14 protein-coding genes and 1 riboswitch are annotated in these 17,505 nt (G+C 54.6%); of the genes, 4 read left to right on the top strand and 10 right to left on the bottom strand.

The window, feature by feature from the left end; translation table 11 throughout:
* Positions 1–8: 8 nt before the first annotated feature.
* From ribH to CBW42_RS00805, 9 genes are all read right to left on the bottom strand, one after another.
* Positions 9–470: a 6,7-dimethyl-8-ribityllumazine synthase gene (gene ribH / locus CBW42_RS00845; RefSeq protein WP_087016805.1), complete on the bottom strand. Its 462-nt coding sequence runs from the start codon at positions 468–470 to the stop codon at positions 9–11.
* 35 nt (positions 471–505) lie between these two features.
* The gene (locus CBW42_RS00840; RefSeq protein WP_087016803.1) at positions 506–1,714 is read right to left on the bottom strand and encodes a bifunctional 3,4-dihydroxy-2-butanone-4-phosphate synthase/GTP cyclohydrolase II; all 1,209 of its coding nucleotides are present in this window, start codon (positions 1,712–1,714) and stop codon (positions 506–508) included.
* 17 nt (positions 1,715–1,731) lie between these two features.
* Entirely contained in the window at positions 1,732–2,388 is a 657-nt protein-coding gene (locus CBW42_RS00835; protein ID WP_087016801.1) for a riboflavin synthase, read from the bottom strand.
* 4 nt (positions 2,389–2,392) lie between these two features.
* Entirely contained in the window at positions 2,393–3,502 is a 1,110-nt protein-coding gene (ribD, locus tag CBW42_RS00830) for a bifunctional diaminohydroxyphosphoribosylaminopyrimidine deaminase/5-amino-6-(5-phosphoribosylamino)uracil reductase RibD (protein ID WP_242969748.1), read from the bottom strand.
* Between the two features lie 130 nt (positions 3,503–3,632).
* A riboswitch (FMN riboswitch) is annotated at positions 3,633–3,761 on the bottom strand.
* Positions 3,762–4,046: 285 nt separating this feature from the next.
* The gene (locus tag CBW42_RS00825; protein ID WP_165760993.1) at positions 4,047–6,656 is read right to left on the bottom strand and encodes a calcium-translocating P-type ATPase, PMCA-type; all 2,610 of its coding nucleotides are present in this window, start codon (positions 6,654–6,656) and stop codon (positions 4,047–4,049) included.
* Between the two features lie 96 nt (positions 6,657–6,752).
* Positions 6,753–7,904 carry an MFS transporter gene (locus CBW42_RS00820; RefSeq protein WP_087016797.1) on the bottom strand — a complete coding sequence of 384 codons (1,152 nt, stop codon included), beginning with the start codon at positions 7,902–7,904 and terminating at the stop codon, positions 6,753–6,755.
* 168 nt (positions 7,905–8,072) lie between these two features.
* Positions 8,073–9,665, bottom strand: coding sequence for an ABC-F family ATP-binding cassette domain-containing protein (locus tag CBW42_RS00815; protein WP_087016795.1), 1,593 nt, complete (start codon positions 9,663–9,665; stop codon positions 8,073–8,075).
* Positions 9,666–9,870: 205 nt separating this feature from the next.
* Positions 9,871–10,725: a putative manganese transporter gene (locus tag CBW42_RS00810; RefSeq protein WP_087016793.1), complete on the bottom strand. Its 855-nt coding sequence runs from the start codon at positions 10,723–10,725 to the stop codon at positions 9,871–9,873.
* Positions 10,726–11,026: 301 nt separating this feature from the next.
* A complete protein-coding gene (locus tag CBW42_RS00805) occupies positions 11,027–11,671 on the bottom strand; it encodes a cytidylate kinase-like family protein (RefSeq protein ID WP_087016791.1) in 645 nt (214 codons plus the stop codon).
* 380 nt (positions 11,672–12,051) lie between these two features.
* Here CBW42_RS00805 and CBW42_RS00800 point away from each other — a divergent pair, with 380 nt between their 5' ends.
* Both CBW42_RS00800 and CBW42_RS00795 read left to right on the top strand, forming a co-directional pair.
* Positions 12,052–12,828 (top strand): RICIN domain-containing protein, encoded by a 777-nt coding sequence (locus CBW42_RS00800; protein WP_165760992.1) that lies wholly within the window; start codon positions 12,052–12,054, stop codon positions 12,826–12,828.
* Between the two features lie 144 nt (positions 12,829–12,972).
* On the top strand, positions 12,973–13,767 hold the full coding sequence (locus CBW42_RS00795; RefSeq protein ID WP_165760991.1) for a DUF975 family protein: 795 nt from the start codon (positions 12,973–12,975) through the stop codon (positions 13,765–13,767).
* Between the two features lie 51 nt (positions 13,768–13,818).
* On the opposite strand, the gene CBW42_RS00790 is transcribed toward CBW42_RS00795, so the two are convergent.
* Positions 13,819–14,730: an AEC family transporter gene (locus tag CBW42_RS00790; RefSeq protein ID WP_087016785.1), complete on the bottom strand. Its 912-nt coding sequence runs from the start codon at positions 14,728–14,730 to the stop codon at positions 13,819–13,821.
* A 201-nt stretch (positions 14,731–14,931) separates the two neighbouring features.
* On the opposite strand from CBW42_RS00790, the gene CBW42_RS00785 reads away from it, so the two are divergent.
* Positions 14,932–15,573 (top strand): DUF1287 domain-containing protein, encoded by a 642-nt coding sequence (locus CBW42_RS00785; RefSeq protein ID WP_242969747.1) that lies wholly within the window; start codon positions 14,932–14,934, stop codon positions 15,571–15,573.
* 144 nt (positions 15,574–15,717) lie between these two features.
* Positions 15,718–16,995 carry an adenylosuccinate synthase gene (locus CBW42_RS00780; RefSeq protein ID WP_087016781.1) on the top strand — a complete coding sequence of 426 codons (1,278 nt, stop codon included), beginning with the start codon at positions 15,718–15,720 and terminating at the stop codon, positions 16,993–16,995.
* The last annotated feature ends 510 nt before the right edge of the window (positions 16,996–17,505 follow it).

Genomic DNA, 17,505 nt, shown 5'->3' with positions numbered 1-17,505 from the left:
ATGGAACCTTACAGACCCTTGATGAGATTTGCCATCTCGATGCCGGAGCAGGCGACGTCATAACCCTTGTTGCCCGCCTTGGTGCCTGCGCGCTCGATAGCCTGCTCGATGGTGTCGGTGGTGACGACGCCGAACAGAACCGGAATGCCGGATGCGAGGGAAACCTGTGCTACGCCCTTGGCGCACTCGTTGCAGACGAGATCATAGTGGGACGTGGAGCCGCGGATGACAGCGCCGAGGCACAGAACCATGTCATATTTGCCGGACTGTGCCATCTTCTGTGCGATCAGCGGGATTTCAAATGCGCCCGGAACCCATGCGATCTCGATGTCGTCGGTGTCGACGCCATGGCGTACCAGTGCGTCCTGTGCGCCGGAAACCAGCTTGCCGACGATGAACTCATTAAAACGTGCCGCAACAATGCCGACCTTGAGGCCGGTGCCGATTACATTTCCTTCTAACAGCTTCATAGTAGTTTTTCCTCCTGTATCCTGTAAACCTGAAGTTACTTGTATTCTGTCATGTGATCCATGCGCTCCTGCTTGGTCTTGAGATAGAACGCATCGACCGGATTGGCAGCGATCTGAATCGGGACACGCTCTACAATTTCCAGACCGTAGCCGGACAGACCGTGGATCTTGGTCGGGTTGTTGGTCATCAGACGCAGCTTCTGTACGCCGAGGGCAACCAGCATCTGTGCACCCATGCCGTATTCGCGCATATCCGCCGGGAAACCGAGCTTGATGTTCGCGTCTACGGTGTCGTAGCCCTGCTCCTGAAGCTCATAGGCACGCAGCTTGTTAATCAGGCCGATGCCGCGTCCTTCCTGACGCAGATACAGCAGCAGGCCGCGGCCTTCTTTGTTGATGGCCTTGAGTGCTGCGGCCAGCTGTTCGCCGCAGTCACAGCGCGCCGAACCGAAGGTATCACCGGTCAGGCACTCAGAGTGTACACGGCAGAGCACCGGCTCACCATTTGCGATATCACCCATGGTCAGGGCGACATGGTGCTCACCGGACAGCTTATTGACAAAGCCGTGAATCTTAAAATGTCCGTATTTGGTCGGCATATCGGCGCAGGCAACTTCCTCAACCAGAGATTCTTCCTTGTCGCGCATGCGATAGGCGATCAGGTCAGCGATGGAAATCATGACCAGGTCGTGCTTTTTCGCAAACTGGATGAGTTCAGTGGTGCGCATCATGGTGCCGTCTTCGCGCATAATCTCACAGCACAGGCCAACCGGTGCCAGACCTGCCAGACGGCACAGATCAACCGTTGCTTCGGTGTGGCCTGAACGGATCAGGACACCGCCTTCCCGCGCGCGCAGCGGGAACATATGTCCCGGACGGCGGAAGTCGGTCGGCTTTGCCTCCGGATTGACGGTCATCATTGCGGTCAGCGAGCGCTCCACGGCGGAGATACCGGTGGTTGTCTTGACATGGTCGATGGAAACCGTAAATGCGGTTTCATGGTTGTCTGTATTTTTCTCGACCATCTGCGGCAGGCCGAGCTTGTCGCAGTAATCGCCGCTCATCGGCATGCAGATCAGGCCCTTGGCATGCGTTGCCATGAAATTGACATTTTCCGTGGTTGCGAACTGTGCGGCGCAGACAATATCGCCTTCGTTTTCACGGTCGGGGTCATCGATGACCAGAATATTCTTTCCGGCACGGAGCGCATCCAGTGCCTGTTCAATGGTTGCAAAATCAGCCATGTGTGTGTCCTCCTCTGTTATAGAAACCCGTTTCCGGCGAGAAAATCCACCGTGATGCCGCCGGACGGCGCTTCCTCCGCCGCCGGTGCGGGCTGCATGAGCTTTTCAATATATTTGCCGACAATGTCACATTCCAGATTGACGACATAGCCGGGCTTGCGGGTGAGCAGTGTGGTTTCCTGTCCCGTATGCGGGATGATAGAGACCTTGAAACAGGTGTTGTCGACATAAGCAACCGTCAGGCTGATGCCGTCAATGGTAATCGAACCCTTTTCAACGATATAGCGCAGGATATTCGGTGCGGCAGCGACGGTAACCCAGACCGCATTGCCCTCCGGCGACAGATCGGTAATTGTGCCGGTGCCGTCGACATGTCCGGCGACGATGTGCCCGCCGAAGCGCCCATCCGCTGCCATGGCGCGCTCCAGATTGACGCGCGATTTGGGACGCAGTGCGCCGAGATTGGTGCGGCGCATGGTCTCCGGCATGACATCACCTTCAAAGCCGTCGGCAGTCAGCCGCACGACAGTCAGGCATACACCGTTGACTGCGATGGAATCGCCCAGCTGGGTGCCGCCGAGCACGGTTTTGGCACGCACGCCGAGCACAGTGCTGGTTGCCGACTGGCGCAGGCCGGTGATTTCACCGACTTCTTCGACAATTCCGGTAAACATACGTTCAGTCCTTTCGGATACGGCCTTCGATGAGGATGTCGTCATCCAGCCGTGTAATGGTGAGATCGTCCAGCGTCAGCGCATCTGCCATGCGCGCAATGCCGGGACCTTCAACCGGACCGCGCGCTGTGGCGCCTCCGATCAGTTTGGGCGCAATATACGCCTGCACGCGGTCGACCAGACCGAGGCGCAGCGCTTCGCCGTTGAGAGTGCCGCCGCCCTCAAGGAGCACGCTGTCCACCTGCTCCTGTCCGAGATAATCCATTGCCGCCGCCAGATCGACGTGTGTGCCGCTTTCATCCGGCAGGGGGATGACTTTTACGCCTGCATCCTCCAGCGCTGTCTTGCGGCGCACATCGGCGTTTGCACAGAAGACCCACGTGGGGATGTCCTTTGCCGTGCGCACCAGCTGGCTGTCCAGAGGGATGCGCAGTGTGCTGTCACAGACAAGGCGGATCGGATCGACGCCGGGTTCGATGCGGCAGTTGAGCATCGGGTCATCCGCGAGCACGGTACCGATGCCGACCATGATCGAGCTGAGCCATTTGCGCGTCTGCTGTACCTGTGCGCGAGCTGTTTCACCGGTGATCCATTTGGAATCGCCGGTATAGGCGGCAATGTGCCCATCCAATGTCATTGCATATTTCATGACGACATACGGCTTTTTTGTTGTAATATAGTGGAAAAACACCTCATTGATGGCGTGGCATTCGTCCTCCAGCACGCCGGAGTCACATTCGATGCCGGCACCGCGCAGAATCTCCAGGCCCTTGCCCGCGACCAGTGGATTCGGGTCGAGACAGCCGACGACAACGCGCGCGATTTTATGCTCCAGAATCGCATCGGTGCACGGCGGGGTGCGTCCCCAGTGGCAGCACGGCTCCAGCGTCACATAGATAGTCGCTCCGGTACAGTCCTCCGTACAGTGTTTGAAGGCATTGCGTTCGGCATGCAGGCCGCCGATGTGCTCGTGCCAGCCCTCGCCGATGATGCGGCCATCCTTGACAATGACGGCGCCGACCATCGGATTGGGGGAGACATGTCCCATGCCGCGTTGCGCCAGCTCCAGTGCGCGGCGCATGCAGCGAATATCGGTTGTTGTAATTTCTGCCATTTGTATCAGCTCCAAAGCAGCAAAAAAGCCCCGTTTGTGCAGGCAAACAGGGCGCGGAAATAAAAATGCCTGCTTCACAATCCATGCGAAACAGGGCGACGAAAACAGGAGACATGAACCATGTCTCAAATAGTTTCTTCTTCCATCCAGACTGTAACTGTCGGCTCCGGAATCAAACCGGATCAGCCGCGGGGAAAGCTCCCAGCGGGTCGCGGGCTGTACCGCCGGTAGGGGGTTGCACCCTGCCCTGAAGAACTACATCTTTTGTTGACGAAAACAGTATACTACGGCGCGCGGGAAATTGCAAGAGTTTCGTCAAATGTTACAAAAAAATATGCGCACCGGGCGCGCGGTTTGACACCGTGTGGAAAATGTGGAAAAATATCACGGAATATACTATGAGTTCCGTGTTGTCACACCGAATCCGGCAACGGAGAGGAGGTGCGTGCATATGGAATGCGTGAGGCCGTTTGTTCCGTAATCAGCATAACACAAACGGTACACAGGCTGTGTGAACATACAAGCACGCTTTGGCGGAGCAGCGCTAGAAATTCCGCTCTGCACCACGCACACGCAGCAGCAGCTTGCGCGAAAAATCCACCGGAATGACAGTCAGCGCGAGCAGTGCCGCCGCACCCAATTCATACAGCGAAAGCGGTGTCGTGCGGAACAGAGCGCCGCCAAAATAAATCAGTGCGAGCTGCACGACCGTAACCGCGCCCATGATGAGCACAAACAGCGGATTTTTGCCGATGTGTGCAAACAGGTTGAGCCGATGTGTGCGCGCGTTAAACGCATGGAAAATGCCGCAGAAAATAAACAGCGCAAAAAATGCGGTCAGGAAACGCAGTGGATCATAACCATAGCGGAAAAACTGCCGCACCGGCTGTGACCACAGGAACAGCGTGCACAGCGCAATCGTGTAAGCACCGGTCGTGACGATTTGTCCGTTCATATAGTGGTTGAGCACCGGCTCGTCGCGCCGCTTGGGCGGCTCACGCATGTACTCCACGAGCGGCGGTTCACCGGAAAATGCCAGTCCCGCGAGGGTATCCATGATGAGATTGATCCACAACATCTGCATGACAGTCACCGGTGTGTCAATACCGATGAGCGGCCCGATGATGGATACACCAACGGCACACACATTCATGGTCAGCTGGAATACAAGGAACTTGCGGATGCTTTTGAAAATGGTGCGTCCATACAGCACGGCGCGCGCAATCGATGCGAGATTGTCGTCGGTAATGACGATATCACCCGCTTCGCGGGCGACTGCCGTGCCGCTGCCCATCGCAAAGCCGACATCCGCCAGCTTGAGCGCGGGCGCGTCATTGACGCCGTCGCCGGTCATACCGGCGACCATGCCGGCGCGTTGGGCTGCCTGTACGAGCCGGACTTTATCTGCCGGCATGGCCCGCGCGATCACGGCGAGCTGCGGCAGACGCTGCGTCAGTTCGGCATCACTCCATGCGGCAAGCTGTGCGCTGTCGATGACAAGGTCGGTGTCAGATGCCAGCAGCCCACACCGCCGGGCAACGGCCTTCGCCGTATCCGGATGGTCACCGGTCAGCATGACGGTGCGGATGCCTGCTGTGTGCAGCTGGCAGACGGCTTCCGGCGTTTCCGGCCGCACCGGGTCGCGCAGGACAATGAGTGCGGTCAGCGTCAGACCGGACGGAATGTGGTCGGCGGTCACTGTGCGGTCTGTTGCCGCCATGGCAATGACACGCCCACCTTCTGCGGCCTGTTCGCGCAGGATGCGCAGTGGAATGTCGCGCGACAGGCTGTGTACCCTGCCATCCGGGGAGAGGTACTGCGCGCAGCGGGGCAGCAAAATCTCCGGCGCACCGCGCACCAGTGTCAGCGCCCGCGCAGGCAGGCGGACTGCCGCATATTTGCGGCGGGAATCAAACGGGACTTTATCTCCGACCTGTTCCGGCGGCTCGACAGCTGCCATTGACAGCACTGCGCGCAGCAGGGCGCGGTCAGTTGTGTTGCCGCCGGAGACCGTACCTGCGGAAAGCGCCGCGCCGGTGTTGCAGCGGCAATCGGCAAAAATTCGGCTGTACAACGCGGGTGCACCTGCGCGCACAGCGGGAATGCCGTCAAATCGTGTCCCATCCCCTGCAAACACCATGTCAGCTGTCATGCGGCCACAGGTCAGTGTGCCGGTTTTGTCCGTGAACAGGATGTTCATACTGCCTGCGGTTTCAATACCGGTCAGACGGCGCACGAGCACATGGTCGCGCAGCATACGAACCATATTGGACGACAGCACGACGGTAATCATCATCGGCAGACCTTCCGGCACGGCGACAACCAGCACAGTGACCGCCAGCGTGACCGCATGCAAAATGTGCTGGAAAATTGCCGCCGGGCCCTGCATCAGTCCGCCCTGCACGAACAGAGACAGCGAGAGGTCGGATGCCGCGACGAGAATGGCGGCACCCATGCCGAGTCTGCTGATGGTGCTCGCAAGTGCCTCCAGCCGCACATGCAGTGGGCTTTCACGCGTGTCTTCCTGCATCTGCCGCGCCATGCTGCCATACATCGTCTTGCTGCCGACAGTGGTGACCTCCATCATGCCCTCACCGGACACGACGACACTGCCGCGAAACAACAATCCGGTCTGATCGGCTGCGGAATTTTCCGCCTGCGGACGCTTGCGGATTTCATGGCTCTCGCCGGTCAGTGCCGACTGGTCGACCTCGAGACTGCCTTCGCGCAGAAAACCATCTGCCGGGATGCGCTCACCTGCCTGCAATAACACCAGATCACCGCACACGATATCATCGGCCGGTATGGTGTACAGCTGTCCGCCGTCGCGGCGTACACGACAGGTGACAGCGGCGGCTTCCGCCTGCATGCGCCGAAAGGCCGCATCACTGCCGTATTCCGACAGCGCGGAGACAAAGGTCGCCAGAAAGACCGCAATGGCAATGCCTGCTGTTTCAAACCACGGCGCGCCGCGCAGCATAAAAATCACATTGATGGCAAGTGCGATCAGCAGAATACGAATAATCGGATCGGCAAACCCTTCCAGAAAACGCGACAGCAGGCTGCTGCCCGCCTGTTTTTCCAGACTGTTTGCGCCGTGCTGCTGCCGCGACAGGCGAACCTCGCCTGCACTCAGCCCGCCGCTTCCGGTCATAGACATCCCTCCCTTTGTCCCTACCATATGCGGACAACAGTCGGGAAAGACGCCGAAATAGGAAAAGAATGCAGGTGTGGAAAAATGTCCGGACAGTCAGGTTCTGCATTCCTTTTCCGTTTTTGAAATCATTATAAAAAGCAGAATCATAAAAAAAGCAAGATATACGGGCATGAGTTTCAGGCTGATATGAGTTGCAATCAGGCCAAAAAGCGGAGGCATACATGTTGAGCCGACATAGGCGCTTGCCATCTGAATACCGATAATACCTTGAGAATTTTCCGCTCCGAAGTTGTTTGGAGTGGAATGGATAATGCACGGATAGACAGGCGCACAGCCAAGCCCGATGATTACAAAGCCTGCTACAGATATGATATTGACTGGAATTGCAATCAGCAGCACACCGAATAGTGCGATCCCGACTCCGAGACGGATCATGGTATGATCCCCCAGCTTATCCGAAAGAAAGCCGGACAGGAATCTTCCTGCCGTAATACCGATAAAGAACAGAGCGCCGAATGCTGCGGCTTCGTCTTTGGCAGCGCCTCTTACGCCTTCGAGATAACTGCTTGCCCAAAGCATGGTTGTCGCTTCCGCTGCACAGTATGACATAAATCCGATCAGAAGATAAGGCACGCCTTTGATCTGCAATGCACCTGTTATCCCAAGCAGTTTGCCATTGTTTTCTCCGGAGGTCGATGGCTTATTGATTTTCCATAACGGCAGCGTCATCAACAGCACGGCGGCAATACCGAACTGGAGATACGAAACGATTCGATATCCATTGGTCCATACACTGTGCGTCAGTGCATAACTCATAATATATGGACTGATGATCGTTCCTACGCCCCAGAAACAATGAAGCCAATTCATATGTCTGGAATTATAATGCAGCGCAACATAGTTGTTCAATGCAGCGTCAATGGCACCCGCACCTAATCCATAGGGGATTGCCCACAAACACATCTGATAAAATGCTGTTGATGTAGAAAAACCAAATAAGGCAATCGCGGTAAGAAAAACACTGATTACAGTGACCGCTTTGGTTTCGATTTTTTTTGTAAGCCGTTCCGACATCAGACTGGATAGAATGGTGCCTCCTGAAATAATCATGGATATCAAGCCCATGTACGATAATGGCACTTCAAAGGCAGTTCGTATCGTAGGCCAGGCTGCGCCCAGCAGAGAATCAGGAAGTCCAAGGCTTATAAAAGCGAGATAGATAACAGCCAATAAGAATAAATACATGTTGCCGCTCCAGTCAATCCGAAATTTTCATGTGTTTTTTATAGAATATAAGAATATCAAAAACAGAGGAGAAAATCTACTGCTTTAAAAGAAGAAACACCCGAAAAATCAGTAGATCTTTCGGGTGCCTTAGTCATTTGAGCGCGCGATTGGATTGCGCGAACCGGGTTATCCTCGGATTTCCAGATATTCGTCGTAAGTGCACTGCTTGTCCCAGACGCCGGTTTCATTGATTTCAATGATGCGGTTGGCAATGGTCTGGGTAAATTCATGGTCGTGCGATGCAAACAGGACATTGCCCTTAAAGTCAATCAGACCGTTGTTGACTGCGGTAATGGATTCCAGATCGAGGTGGTTGGTCGGCTGGTCGACAACGAGGACATTTGAGCCGAACAGCATCATGCGCGCGAGCATGCAGCGCACCTTTTCGCCGCCGGACAGGACGTTGACCGGCTTGTATACATCATTGCCGGAGAACAGCATCTTGCCGAGGAACGAACGCAGTGTGGTTTCCAGCGTATCGGTCTGGGAATATGGTGCGAGCCAGTCGAGCATGCTCTCCGTATGGTCGTTGAAGAAAGCGGAATTGTCCTTCGGGAAATACGACTGGCTGGTGGATACGCCCCACTTGAACGAGCCTTCATCCGGCTCCAGTTCGCCCATGAGAATCTGGAACAGCGTGGTAGCTGCCTGTTCGGTCTTGCCGACGAAAGCGATTTTGTCGCCGCGTGCGACGCGGAATGACACGTTATTCAGAATTTTCTCGCCGTCGATGGTCTTGGAAATGCCCTTGACCTCAAGAATATCCTTGCCCGGCTCACGATCCATTGTGAAACCGACGAACGGATAGCGGCGGGAGGAAGCAGGCAGCTCGTCAACCGTCAGCTTGTCAATCAGCTTTTTGCGGCTGGTTGCCTGCTTGGACTTGGATTTGTTCGCAGAGAACCGGCGGATAAATTCCTGTAATTCCCTGATCTTTTCGTCCGCCTTTTTCTTCTGGTCGTTCAGCGTGCGCTGGACGAGCTGAGAAGACTCATACCAGAATTCATAGTTGCCGACATACAGCTTGACCTTGCCGTAATCGATGTCGACAATATGCGTGCAGACATTGTTGAGGAAATGACGGTCATGCGATACAACGATGACCGTGCCTTCATAATCTGCAAGGAAATCCTCCAGCCAGCTGATGGAATGAATGTCCAGATGGTTGGTCGGCTCATCGAGCAGCAGGATATCTGGATGGCCGAACAGCGCCTGTGCCAGCAGGATCTTGACCTTTTCCGCGTCGGTGCGGTAACGCATGCCGCTGTACAGGATGTCATCCGCCTTCAGGCCGAGACCCTGAAGCAGGCGGCCTGCTTCGGTATCGGAATTCCAGCCGTCCAGCTCGGCAAATTCTGCTTCCAGCTCAGCGGCACGATTGCCGTCTTCTTCCGTAAACGGGTCTTTGGCATACAGTGCGTCCTTTTCCTGCATGATCTCATACAGGCGCGGATTGCCCTGAATGATCGTGTCCAGAACAGTGAATTCATCAAAGGCAAAGTGATCCTGACGCAGAACAGACATGCGCAGGTTCGGGTTCATTTCAACGGTACCGGTGGACGGCTCAAGGTCACCGGACAGCATGCGCAGGAACGTCGATTTGCCTGCGCCGTTTGCACCGATGACACCATAGCAGTTGCCTTCGGTGAATTTCAGATTGACGTCGGAAAACAGGTTTTCGCCGTCGAAATTGATACTCAGATGGTTGACAGTAAGCATGAATCCTCCAGAAAATAAATGCGCGGGGTGGATAAGTGCGGATTAGGCGCTATCTGAAAACCAAGAAAATGACGAATATTTCGCAAAGGCGAGACTGGTTCAGGGCAAAAGCACGCTGGAATCCGTTCGGATTTCAAGTGTTTTTAACAAAGAAACAGTCCGTATTTGTAGAAATAGTCAAAATTTTCGACTTTTCAGATAGGCTCTAGAAAATCAAATCGATGACAATGCCTGCGGCAACGGCAGCGAGATAGGTGCAGCCGATGATTTTCAGGGCATCGCGGCGGCGCGGCGATTCGCGCACCAGCAGGACAAAGCCAAAGCCTGCGCCTGCGGACAGGCCTGCAATGGCAGCGCCAAAGCTGATCGTACCCGACAGGAACAGCTGCGTCAGCAGGACGGACACGGCACAGCCGGGGAACAGACCGATCAACGCGCACAGCGCGGGCTGAAGAATGGTACCGCCGAGCAGCAGGGAGGACACGGTATCCTCACCGATGAGATAGATAATCGTGTTCAAAATCAGCATGGTGGCAAGCAGGAATACCGTCGTGCTCACGGTGCGCGAGACAGCTGCACCAAAGATGGTCTGTCCGTTGCAGCAGGAGCAGCCCATATTGACCTCATCCATATCGACCTCATCATCCGGCAGCTCGTCCGGATTCCATTTTTTGCGGAACAGTGTAAAATAAAACAGATAGCCTGCGAGGATAGCGACAATCAGCTTGACGCCGATGAGCTCCAGCACGGTTTTCCAGTTCCCGCCGCCTGCGAGCAGCACCGGGATTGCCTCATCCGAGGTGGACAGGTAAACGGCAATCAGTGTCGCGGGGGGCAGGAAGCCGCGGCAGTACAGCGCCGAGCAGCCGACGGAAAAACCGCACTGCGGGATTGCGCCGACCAGCGCACCGATAATCGGTCCGGCGGGCTCCGTACTCGTGACGATACGTGTCACGGTGTCCATGCGCGTTTCCATCCAGCCAATGGCGAGATAGACGACAAATAAAATCGGGATGGTTTTGACCATATCCAGAATACAATCGAGCCATACTTCCAGCACAACAGGTCACTCCTTTCCTGTATGGATCCGACGTGCGGCAGCAGCCGCACGGATTGATTGTTAGTTGACAGTAAAAATCAGTATACCATAACCAAAAATAAAAAAACAGATGCAGGATACATAAGAAATCGCAAGTTTTCCGGCGGTTCTTTCATCTTTGCTGCAATGGGTGGTAATCTATGGCAGAACAGGGGCGGAAAAGAGGGTGAGAGGCGCGGCGGACAGACCGTCCCCACAGTTTGTGCAAGACACAAAAAGAGAGCCGCCGGAACCTGTCCGGCGGCTGCCTGCTGTGAAAAAATTACTGGTTGGCTGCCTGGCGCTGGCGCTCCATCAGCTCGCCAAACGCAAGCACGGTTTCCACTGCACCGTCAATGCCGATCGAGCTGGTGGAAACACACAGATCATAGCTGGATGCATCGCTCCAGCGCTTGCCCGTATAGTAGTTGAAATAGCTGGCACGCTTTTTGTCGCGCTTGAGGATGGCATCCTCAATGCGGCGTTCCTCCATGCCGAGGTCATTGACCGCGTGATGAATGCGGAAATCGATATCTGCCGTGCAGAACACACGGACGACATCCTTGCGCTCGCGCAGGACATAGCTGCCGCAGCGTCCGACCACAACGCACGGGCCTTTATCCGCTGCTTCGCGGATAATTTTTGCCTCTTCCATAAACAGCTTATCGCTCATGTTGAGGTCGGATGAATGGGTCAGCGAACCGGCAGCGGTATAGCTGCCCATGACGAGGGAATACAGGAAGCTGTTGGTCGGCTTCTCGTCGAAGCCTTCAAAAATCTTCCGGCTGACGCCTGCGTTTTTCGCCGCCATGTCGACGATCTGGGAGTCATAAAATGGAATGTTCAACAGCTGTGCGAGCTTTTCTCCGACGATGTGTCCGCCGGAGCCGAATTCACGTTCAATCGTGTAAATGGTAGAAGTTGTCATGGGAGTATCAGCCCTTTCTCCATTTCCGCCGGAACAAACCAGCCGGCGGAAGTTTTCTCTGTAACATTATAATATCGTATTATAACACATTTTTTTGGCTGTGAAAAGAACGGAAAACCGCACAGAACGTGCGGGAACGGTTTTGGATGTATTCGCGTGCATTCGTTCGACAGAAAAAACCACCAAATTATTGAACAAATGCATGGATAAAAAGTATCACGTTTCACGAAATGGGCGGAAAAACACACCGGTTCCCCGTTTTTTTATGCCGGAAATATTGAACAAAACAGGGCGTTGTGGTATAATGAAACCCGTCATAAAGCGTATATTATAGTTGCAGAAATTTACATATTTTCTGCTGCGAGACAAGGAGTGTCATGATGAAGCAGACATTTGATGAAGCCGCATGGTATACCATCGCGGCAAAAGTCGGAGGAAAGGTGATCGAGGTTGAGAACGCCTCCGCCGACAACGGCGCGCTTGTTTGCCTGGCAGATGTTACCGGCGCAGACCAGCAGCTGTGGTCGATCCGCCATATCGACGGCAAGTATTACAAGATCATCAACAAGAATTCCGGCAAGGCGCTCGACATCATCAGCATGGGTGTTGTCAACGGCGCAAACCTGCATCAGTGGGAGTTCGTTGACGGCGACAGCCAGATGTGGTTCTTCGAGGAGAAGGAAGACGGCGCGGTTGCAATCAAGTCCGCACTGTCCGCCAAGTGCATTGATGTTGTCGGCATGAATGCAGAGATCGCCGGCGCACGCCTGCAAATCTGGGTTGACGTCAACGGCGAGAACCAGAGCTGGATTCTGACGGCTGTCGAAGCACCGAAGGCAGAGGAACCGGCAGCTCCGGCCTCTGAGGAAGCGCCGAAGGCGGAAGAGGCTGCTCCGGCTGTTGAGGAGGCGCCGAAGGCAGAGGAAGCTGCTCCGGCAAAGAAGACCACCCGCAAGAGAACCACTTCCACCACGAAGAAGACCACGACCACCCGCAAGAAGGCAACGTCTGCTGCAAAGAAGACGACCACCAGAAAGACCGCTGCCAAGAAGACAGCTGCCGCTGCGGACGGCGCGGAAAAGCCGAAGCGCACCCGCAAGACCAAGGCACAGCGCGAGGCTGAGGTTGCTGCAAAGGCGGCAGAAGAGACCAAGTAAGTTTGGGTATCTGACAGATTCCCCGATGCACCCTGCGGGGCGTGCCGGGGAATTTTTTTGTCAGAAAGCTTGTAACCGCGCTGTCATTGTATTGCACCATGCGCTATGGTACAATACTATCATCAGGGAAAGGAGTGCTGTAAGATGATTTACAATGCATCTGCACGAAAACAGTATAAAGCACAGGCGCGGGAGGATATCCGTGCGCGGTTCTGGCCCACCATGCTGACCGTCGTGCTCGAAGTGGTTCCTGTTGTGCTCATTTCGATGATTTATGAAGTCGGAACACAGGCGATAAGCGGGGACATCAATTCGGCAAATATGGGGCTGTATTTCAACTGCATGCTGATTTATCTGCTTGCAACGGTATTGATTGCGGTACCGCTCGAGTTCGGCGCAAAGCATTATTTCGTCGCGCAGGCGCGCGGGCAGGAGGCATCGCCGATGCTGGTGGTGTCCTGCTTCATGAGCGGTAAAAAATATCTGACTTCTATCAAGCTGGCACTGGGCATTCTGCTGTATTCACTCGGCTGGGTCGTACTGCTGAGTGTTGCCATTGTTCTGATTGCTCTGTTTGCATTGATCGGTTCCGCACCGTTGGTCATGATCGGAGTTGTACTGCTTATCCCGCTCTCGATGCTCATCACGGTCAAGGTACGCCGCTATGACGGCGCGTATATCTGCATGATTGATACGCCGGATGCGAGCGTGATGCAGGCCATCCGTTCGTGCGCACCGATTTTCAAAAACCACAACTGGGAGCTGATGGTGTTTGACCTCAGTTTTATTCTGTGGCTGCTGTTCGGCGCCGTTACCTGCGGCATCGGCATGATCTATGTGGATGCGTACACTGAAATTGCCTTTGTGCACTATTTCGATGCGCTGTGCGGCAGAACAGCACAGCCGAATCCGCCGGATCTTTCACAGCTGACCGAATGAAAATAAAAGGAAAGGGCAGTCTGAACAAAATCGTTCAGACTGCCCGTTTTATTATGCCCAGAGAATCAACAGTCCAAGGGAGAGTACAAAGCTCACGGCCATACTCATCGAGCTGAGTGCGGCAATCATCGAGTGCCGGCATCCGCAGGCGAGACCATAGGCGACCGAAAGTGTCGTGACCGGTGCGACCAGGCACAGACACAGGGTTTGGCGTGTAATGAGGTCGAACGGTGTCAGCAGGTATACTGCCGCTGCCGCCAGCAGGCAGAGCACATAGCGGATGCTGAGAATGCGGAACACCTCGCGGATATCCTCACGCGGCAGATGCCATTCAAAAATCAGGCCGAGTGTGAACATGGCCAGGAAGGTATTGCCCTGTCCGAACAGCGCGCACATGTCGAAAAATGCATCTGGCAGGCGGATGCCGGGCAGATAGAGCACAAGCATGATGAAGTATGCCAGAAATGGCGGCGAATGGAACAGCTTGCGCAGGATATCGCGCAGGGATAAATGACCGTCACCGCCGGTCAGGGAAGCTGCGGCGGAATAGGTAATGCCTGCGCCCATCGGATTGTTGCCCGCATCGAACATGCACAGGCACAGCGTCGCGGAAGCGGGCAGAAAGCCCTGTACAAACGGCAGCGCAAAATTGCCGATATTGTATGACGGGACATTGAGCACATACAGGGCACGCGTGTCGCCGTCACGGCGGGCGGACAGCAGCCAGCCCGCAGCGAGCAGAAGCAGATTAAAGCCGAAGCCGATGAGAAGTGCAAATAACAGCGATGTGTCAAAGGAAAATGTGCGGAAGCCGGAGATCAGTGCCATCGGCATGGTGATATTGATGATAATTTTCATCAGAATCTGGCTGTCTTCCTGCTGCAACAGATGACTGGCCTTTGCAAAATAGCCGAGCGCAATCATCAGCACGAACGCCAGAACCTTAAACAACACGGTTGACATGGGGAGCGTCCCTCCCTAGGAGAAAAAGTATATTTTTTATTGTACTGCGCAAATGCACAGTCGGCAAGGGGGATTTGCAAAAGTTCGGGCAGTATTGGCAGCTGACTTTGTAAAGGGATTGTGACATTTGCGTGCGCAGGCTGTTCGTCTGCCGCCGGATGTGGTACGATGGAGAAAATACAGCAGGGAGGCGGCGTGCATTTGAACAGAAAGAAAATGCGGTGGATTGCCGCAGCAGTGCTTGCCGTGCTGGCAGTGGGCGTGCTGTACCGCTGCTGTGCAAAGCCGGGCTATACCGCGGAGCACTTCAATATTCCGACATACCGCAGTGAACATGACGAGGACGGTGACGGCGTGGACGATCAGACCGATGTGTTACAGGGCGCAAAGGATTATGTCAAAACAAAGCCGAAATACAAAAGCGAATATTATGAGGGCGGCTACCCGGATGATGGCTATGGCGTGTGCACGGATGTGGTCGGGCAGGCAATGCGCGCGGCAGGCTATGACCTGCGTGAGCTGGTGGATGCAGATATTCGGAAAAATCCGGCGGCATATGGCATTGACCGCCCGGATGACAACATCGATTTCCGGCGCGTGCCCAATCTGAATGTCTATTTTCAGCACACAGCCATTTCCCTGACGACGGATGTGTCCGACATTGCACAGTGGCAGGGCGGGGATATTGTTGTATTTCCCCGGCACATCGGCATTGTGTCCGACCGGCGCAATGCCGATGGCGTGCCATATGTCATCCATCATGCAAGTCCGGCACAGCGGCGGTATGAAGAAGATATCCTGTCGAACTGGGATACCGTCACCGGGCATTATCGGGTCAGCTGACCGGAAAAAACTTCCGGATATACTGTTTTCCGCTTTCTCTCGATTTTTTATTGTGTTAAATCGGCAGAAATGATATAATAGCATCAGAAAAAGCTCACGGGGCAGAAAAACAGCCCCGAAATCATCTGAAAGGGGCAATTTTTTATGCCGGGCAAAATTGTATTGGGCGCGCAGTGGGGCGACGAAGGAAAGGGAAAGTATATTGACATCTTTGCTTCACAGGCTGATCTTGTCGTGCGTTCTCAGGGCGGCAACAATGCTGGCCATACCGTCGTAGTCGGCGACGAATCATATAAATTACAGCTCATTCCGTCGGGCATCCTGTATCCGAACTGTGTCAACATCATCGGACCGGGTGTCGTTGTCAATCCGAAGTCCATTCTGGGTGAGATGGATGGCCTGAATGAGCGCGGGATTTCTACCGATAAGCTGTATATCGATGCTCGTGCACACTGCATCCTGCCGTGGCATCTGGAGCTGGACGCGCTGAGCGAAAAGGCGCGCGGCGGCGATGACATCGGCACCACTAAGAAGGGCATCGGCCCGACCTATATGGACAAGTCGGAGCGCATCGGCGTGCGCATGCACGACTTTGTCGATCCGGAGCGCTTTGAAGCGGTTATGACTGAGGCGTGCGAGCGCAAGAACAAGGTCATCACCGGCGTATACGGCGGCGAGCCGATTGACATCAAGGCAGTTCTCGAAGAGTACAAGGTCTATGCAGACCGCCTGAGAAGCCATGTCTGCGACACCTCTGTTCTGACCTACAATGCCATCAAGGAGGGCAAGGAGGTTCTGTTCGAGGGCGCACAGGGCACGCTGCTTGACCTTGATATGGGCACCTATCCGTATGTCACCTCGTCCCATCCGGTTTCCGGCGGCTGCTGTGTTGGCTCCGGCGTCGGCCCGACTGCAATTGACGAGATTGTCGGTATCTGCAAGAGCTATACCACTCGCGTCGGCAAGGGTCCGTTCCCGACCGAGCTGTTCGACGAGACCGGCGATTATATCCGCAATGCCGGCGGCGAATTCGGCACTGTTACCGGCCGTCCGAGACGTACCGGCTGGTTCGACGCAGTCATCGCGCGCTATGCGGTTCGCGTCAACGGCCTGACCGAGATGGTCATCAACAAGATTGACCCGCTGTGCGGCCTGCCGAAGCTGAAGGTCTGCGTTGCCTATGATTTCAAGGGCGAGCGCATCACCGAGTTCCCGGCAAACTTTGCAGATCTGGAGCACTGCACTCCGATCTATGAGGAGTTCGACGGCTTCACCGAGGACATCACCAAGTGCAAGACGTTTGACGAGCTTCCGGTCAATGTAAAGAACTATATCAAGGAGCTGGAGAAAATCATCGGCTGTCCGGTTCGCCTGCTCGGCGTAGGCCCCGGCCGCGATCAGGTCATTTCCATCGACAAGTAATTTTGCAGAATATGCAGGCAGATGCAGTTGCATCTGCCTGTTTTTTATACCTGTAACGGATGGCCTGAACTTGTGTCTGCACAGCGCAGACCCAACGTATATCCATGCCGGAGCATACCGCACGCTTCCTCCATCGATCCGTTTTGCCTATATGTGCAAGTAATGACACAAGACTTCTTGCAACTTAGAAAATCATGCTAAAAAGTTACACGATCCTTGTCTATTTATTTGCAAATGAGATGGTGAATTTTGGAAAGATACGGCAAGATAAAAATCAAACTGACAGAGTAGATTGAGAAAAACGGCATCAGCCAGAACAAGCTCAGCCACCGGGAGGAAAAACAGCGGACACAGATGAACCATAGGATTCTTCTTTCGGCAAGACCATGCTGATTTTGTGTTGTATAATAACATATAGGGCTGGGAGAATAAAGTGGCAAAACAGACAATTCGATATTCACAAAATGTGCGGAATTACCTGGCGAATCGCCTGAATGATATGCAAAATAC

Source organism: Butyricicoccus porcorum, assembly GCF_002157465.1.
GTDB classification, from domain to species: Bacteria; Bacillota; Clostridia; order Oscillospirales; family Butyricicoccaceae; genus Butyricicoccus_A; species Butyricicoccus_A porcorum.
This window is presented reverse-complemented; position numbering and strand designations above follow the sequence as displayed.

Bases quoted from the DNA above. Each gene is read 5' to 3' on its own strand.
- ribH (WP_087016805.1), bottom strand. From the start codon at position 470: ATGAAGCTGTTAGAAGGAAATGTAATCGGCACCGGCCTCAAGGTCGGC.
- CBW42_RS00840 (WP_087016803.1), bottom strand. From the start codon at position 1,714: ATGGCTGATTTTGCAACCATTGAACAGGCACTGGATGCGCTCCGTGCC.
- CBW42_RS00835 (WP_087016801.1), bottom strand. From the start codon at position 2,388: ATGTTTACCGGAATTGTCGAAGAAGTCGGTGAAATCACCGGCCTGCGC.
- ribD (WP_242969748.1), bottom strand. From the start codon at position 3,502: ATGGCAGAAATTACAACAACCGATATTCGCTGCATGCGCCGCGCACTG.
- CBW42_RS00825 (WP_165760993.1), bottom strand. From the start codon at position 6,656: ATGACCGGAAGCGGCGGGCTGAGTGCAGGCGAGGTTCGCCTGTCGCGG.
- CBW42_RS00820 (WP_087016797.1), bottom strand. From the start codon at position 7,904: ATGTATTTATTCTTATTGGCTGTTATCTATCTCGCTTTTATAAGCCTT.
- CBW42_RS00815 (WP_087016795.1), bottom strand. From the start codon at position 9,665: ATGCTTACTGTCAACCATCTGAGTATCAATTTCGACGGCGAAAACCTG.
- CBW42_RS00805 (WP_087016791.1), bottom strand. From the start codon at position 11,671: ATGACAACTTCTACCATTTACACGATTGAACGTGAATTCGGCTCCGGC.
- CBW42_RS00800 (WP_165760992.1), top strand. From the start codon at position 12,052: ATGAAGCAGACATTTGATGAAGCCGCATGGTATACCATCGCGGCAAAA.
- CBW42_RS00795 (WP_165760991.1), top strand. From the start codon at position 12,973: ATGATTTACAATGCATCTGCACGAAAACAGTATAAAGCACAGGCGCGG.
- CBW42_RS00790 (WP_087016785.1), bottom strand. From the start codon at position 14,730: ATGTCAACCGTGTTGTTTAAGGTTCTGGCGTTCGTGCTGATGATTGCG.
- CBW42_RS00780 (WP_087016781.1), top strand. From the start codon at position 15,718: ATGCCGGGCAAAATTGTATTGGGCGCGCAGTGGGGCGACGAAGGAAAG.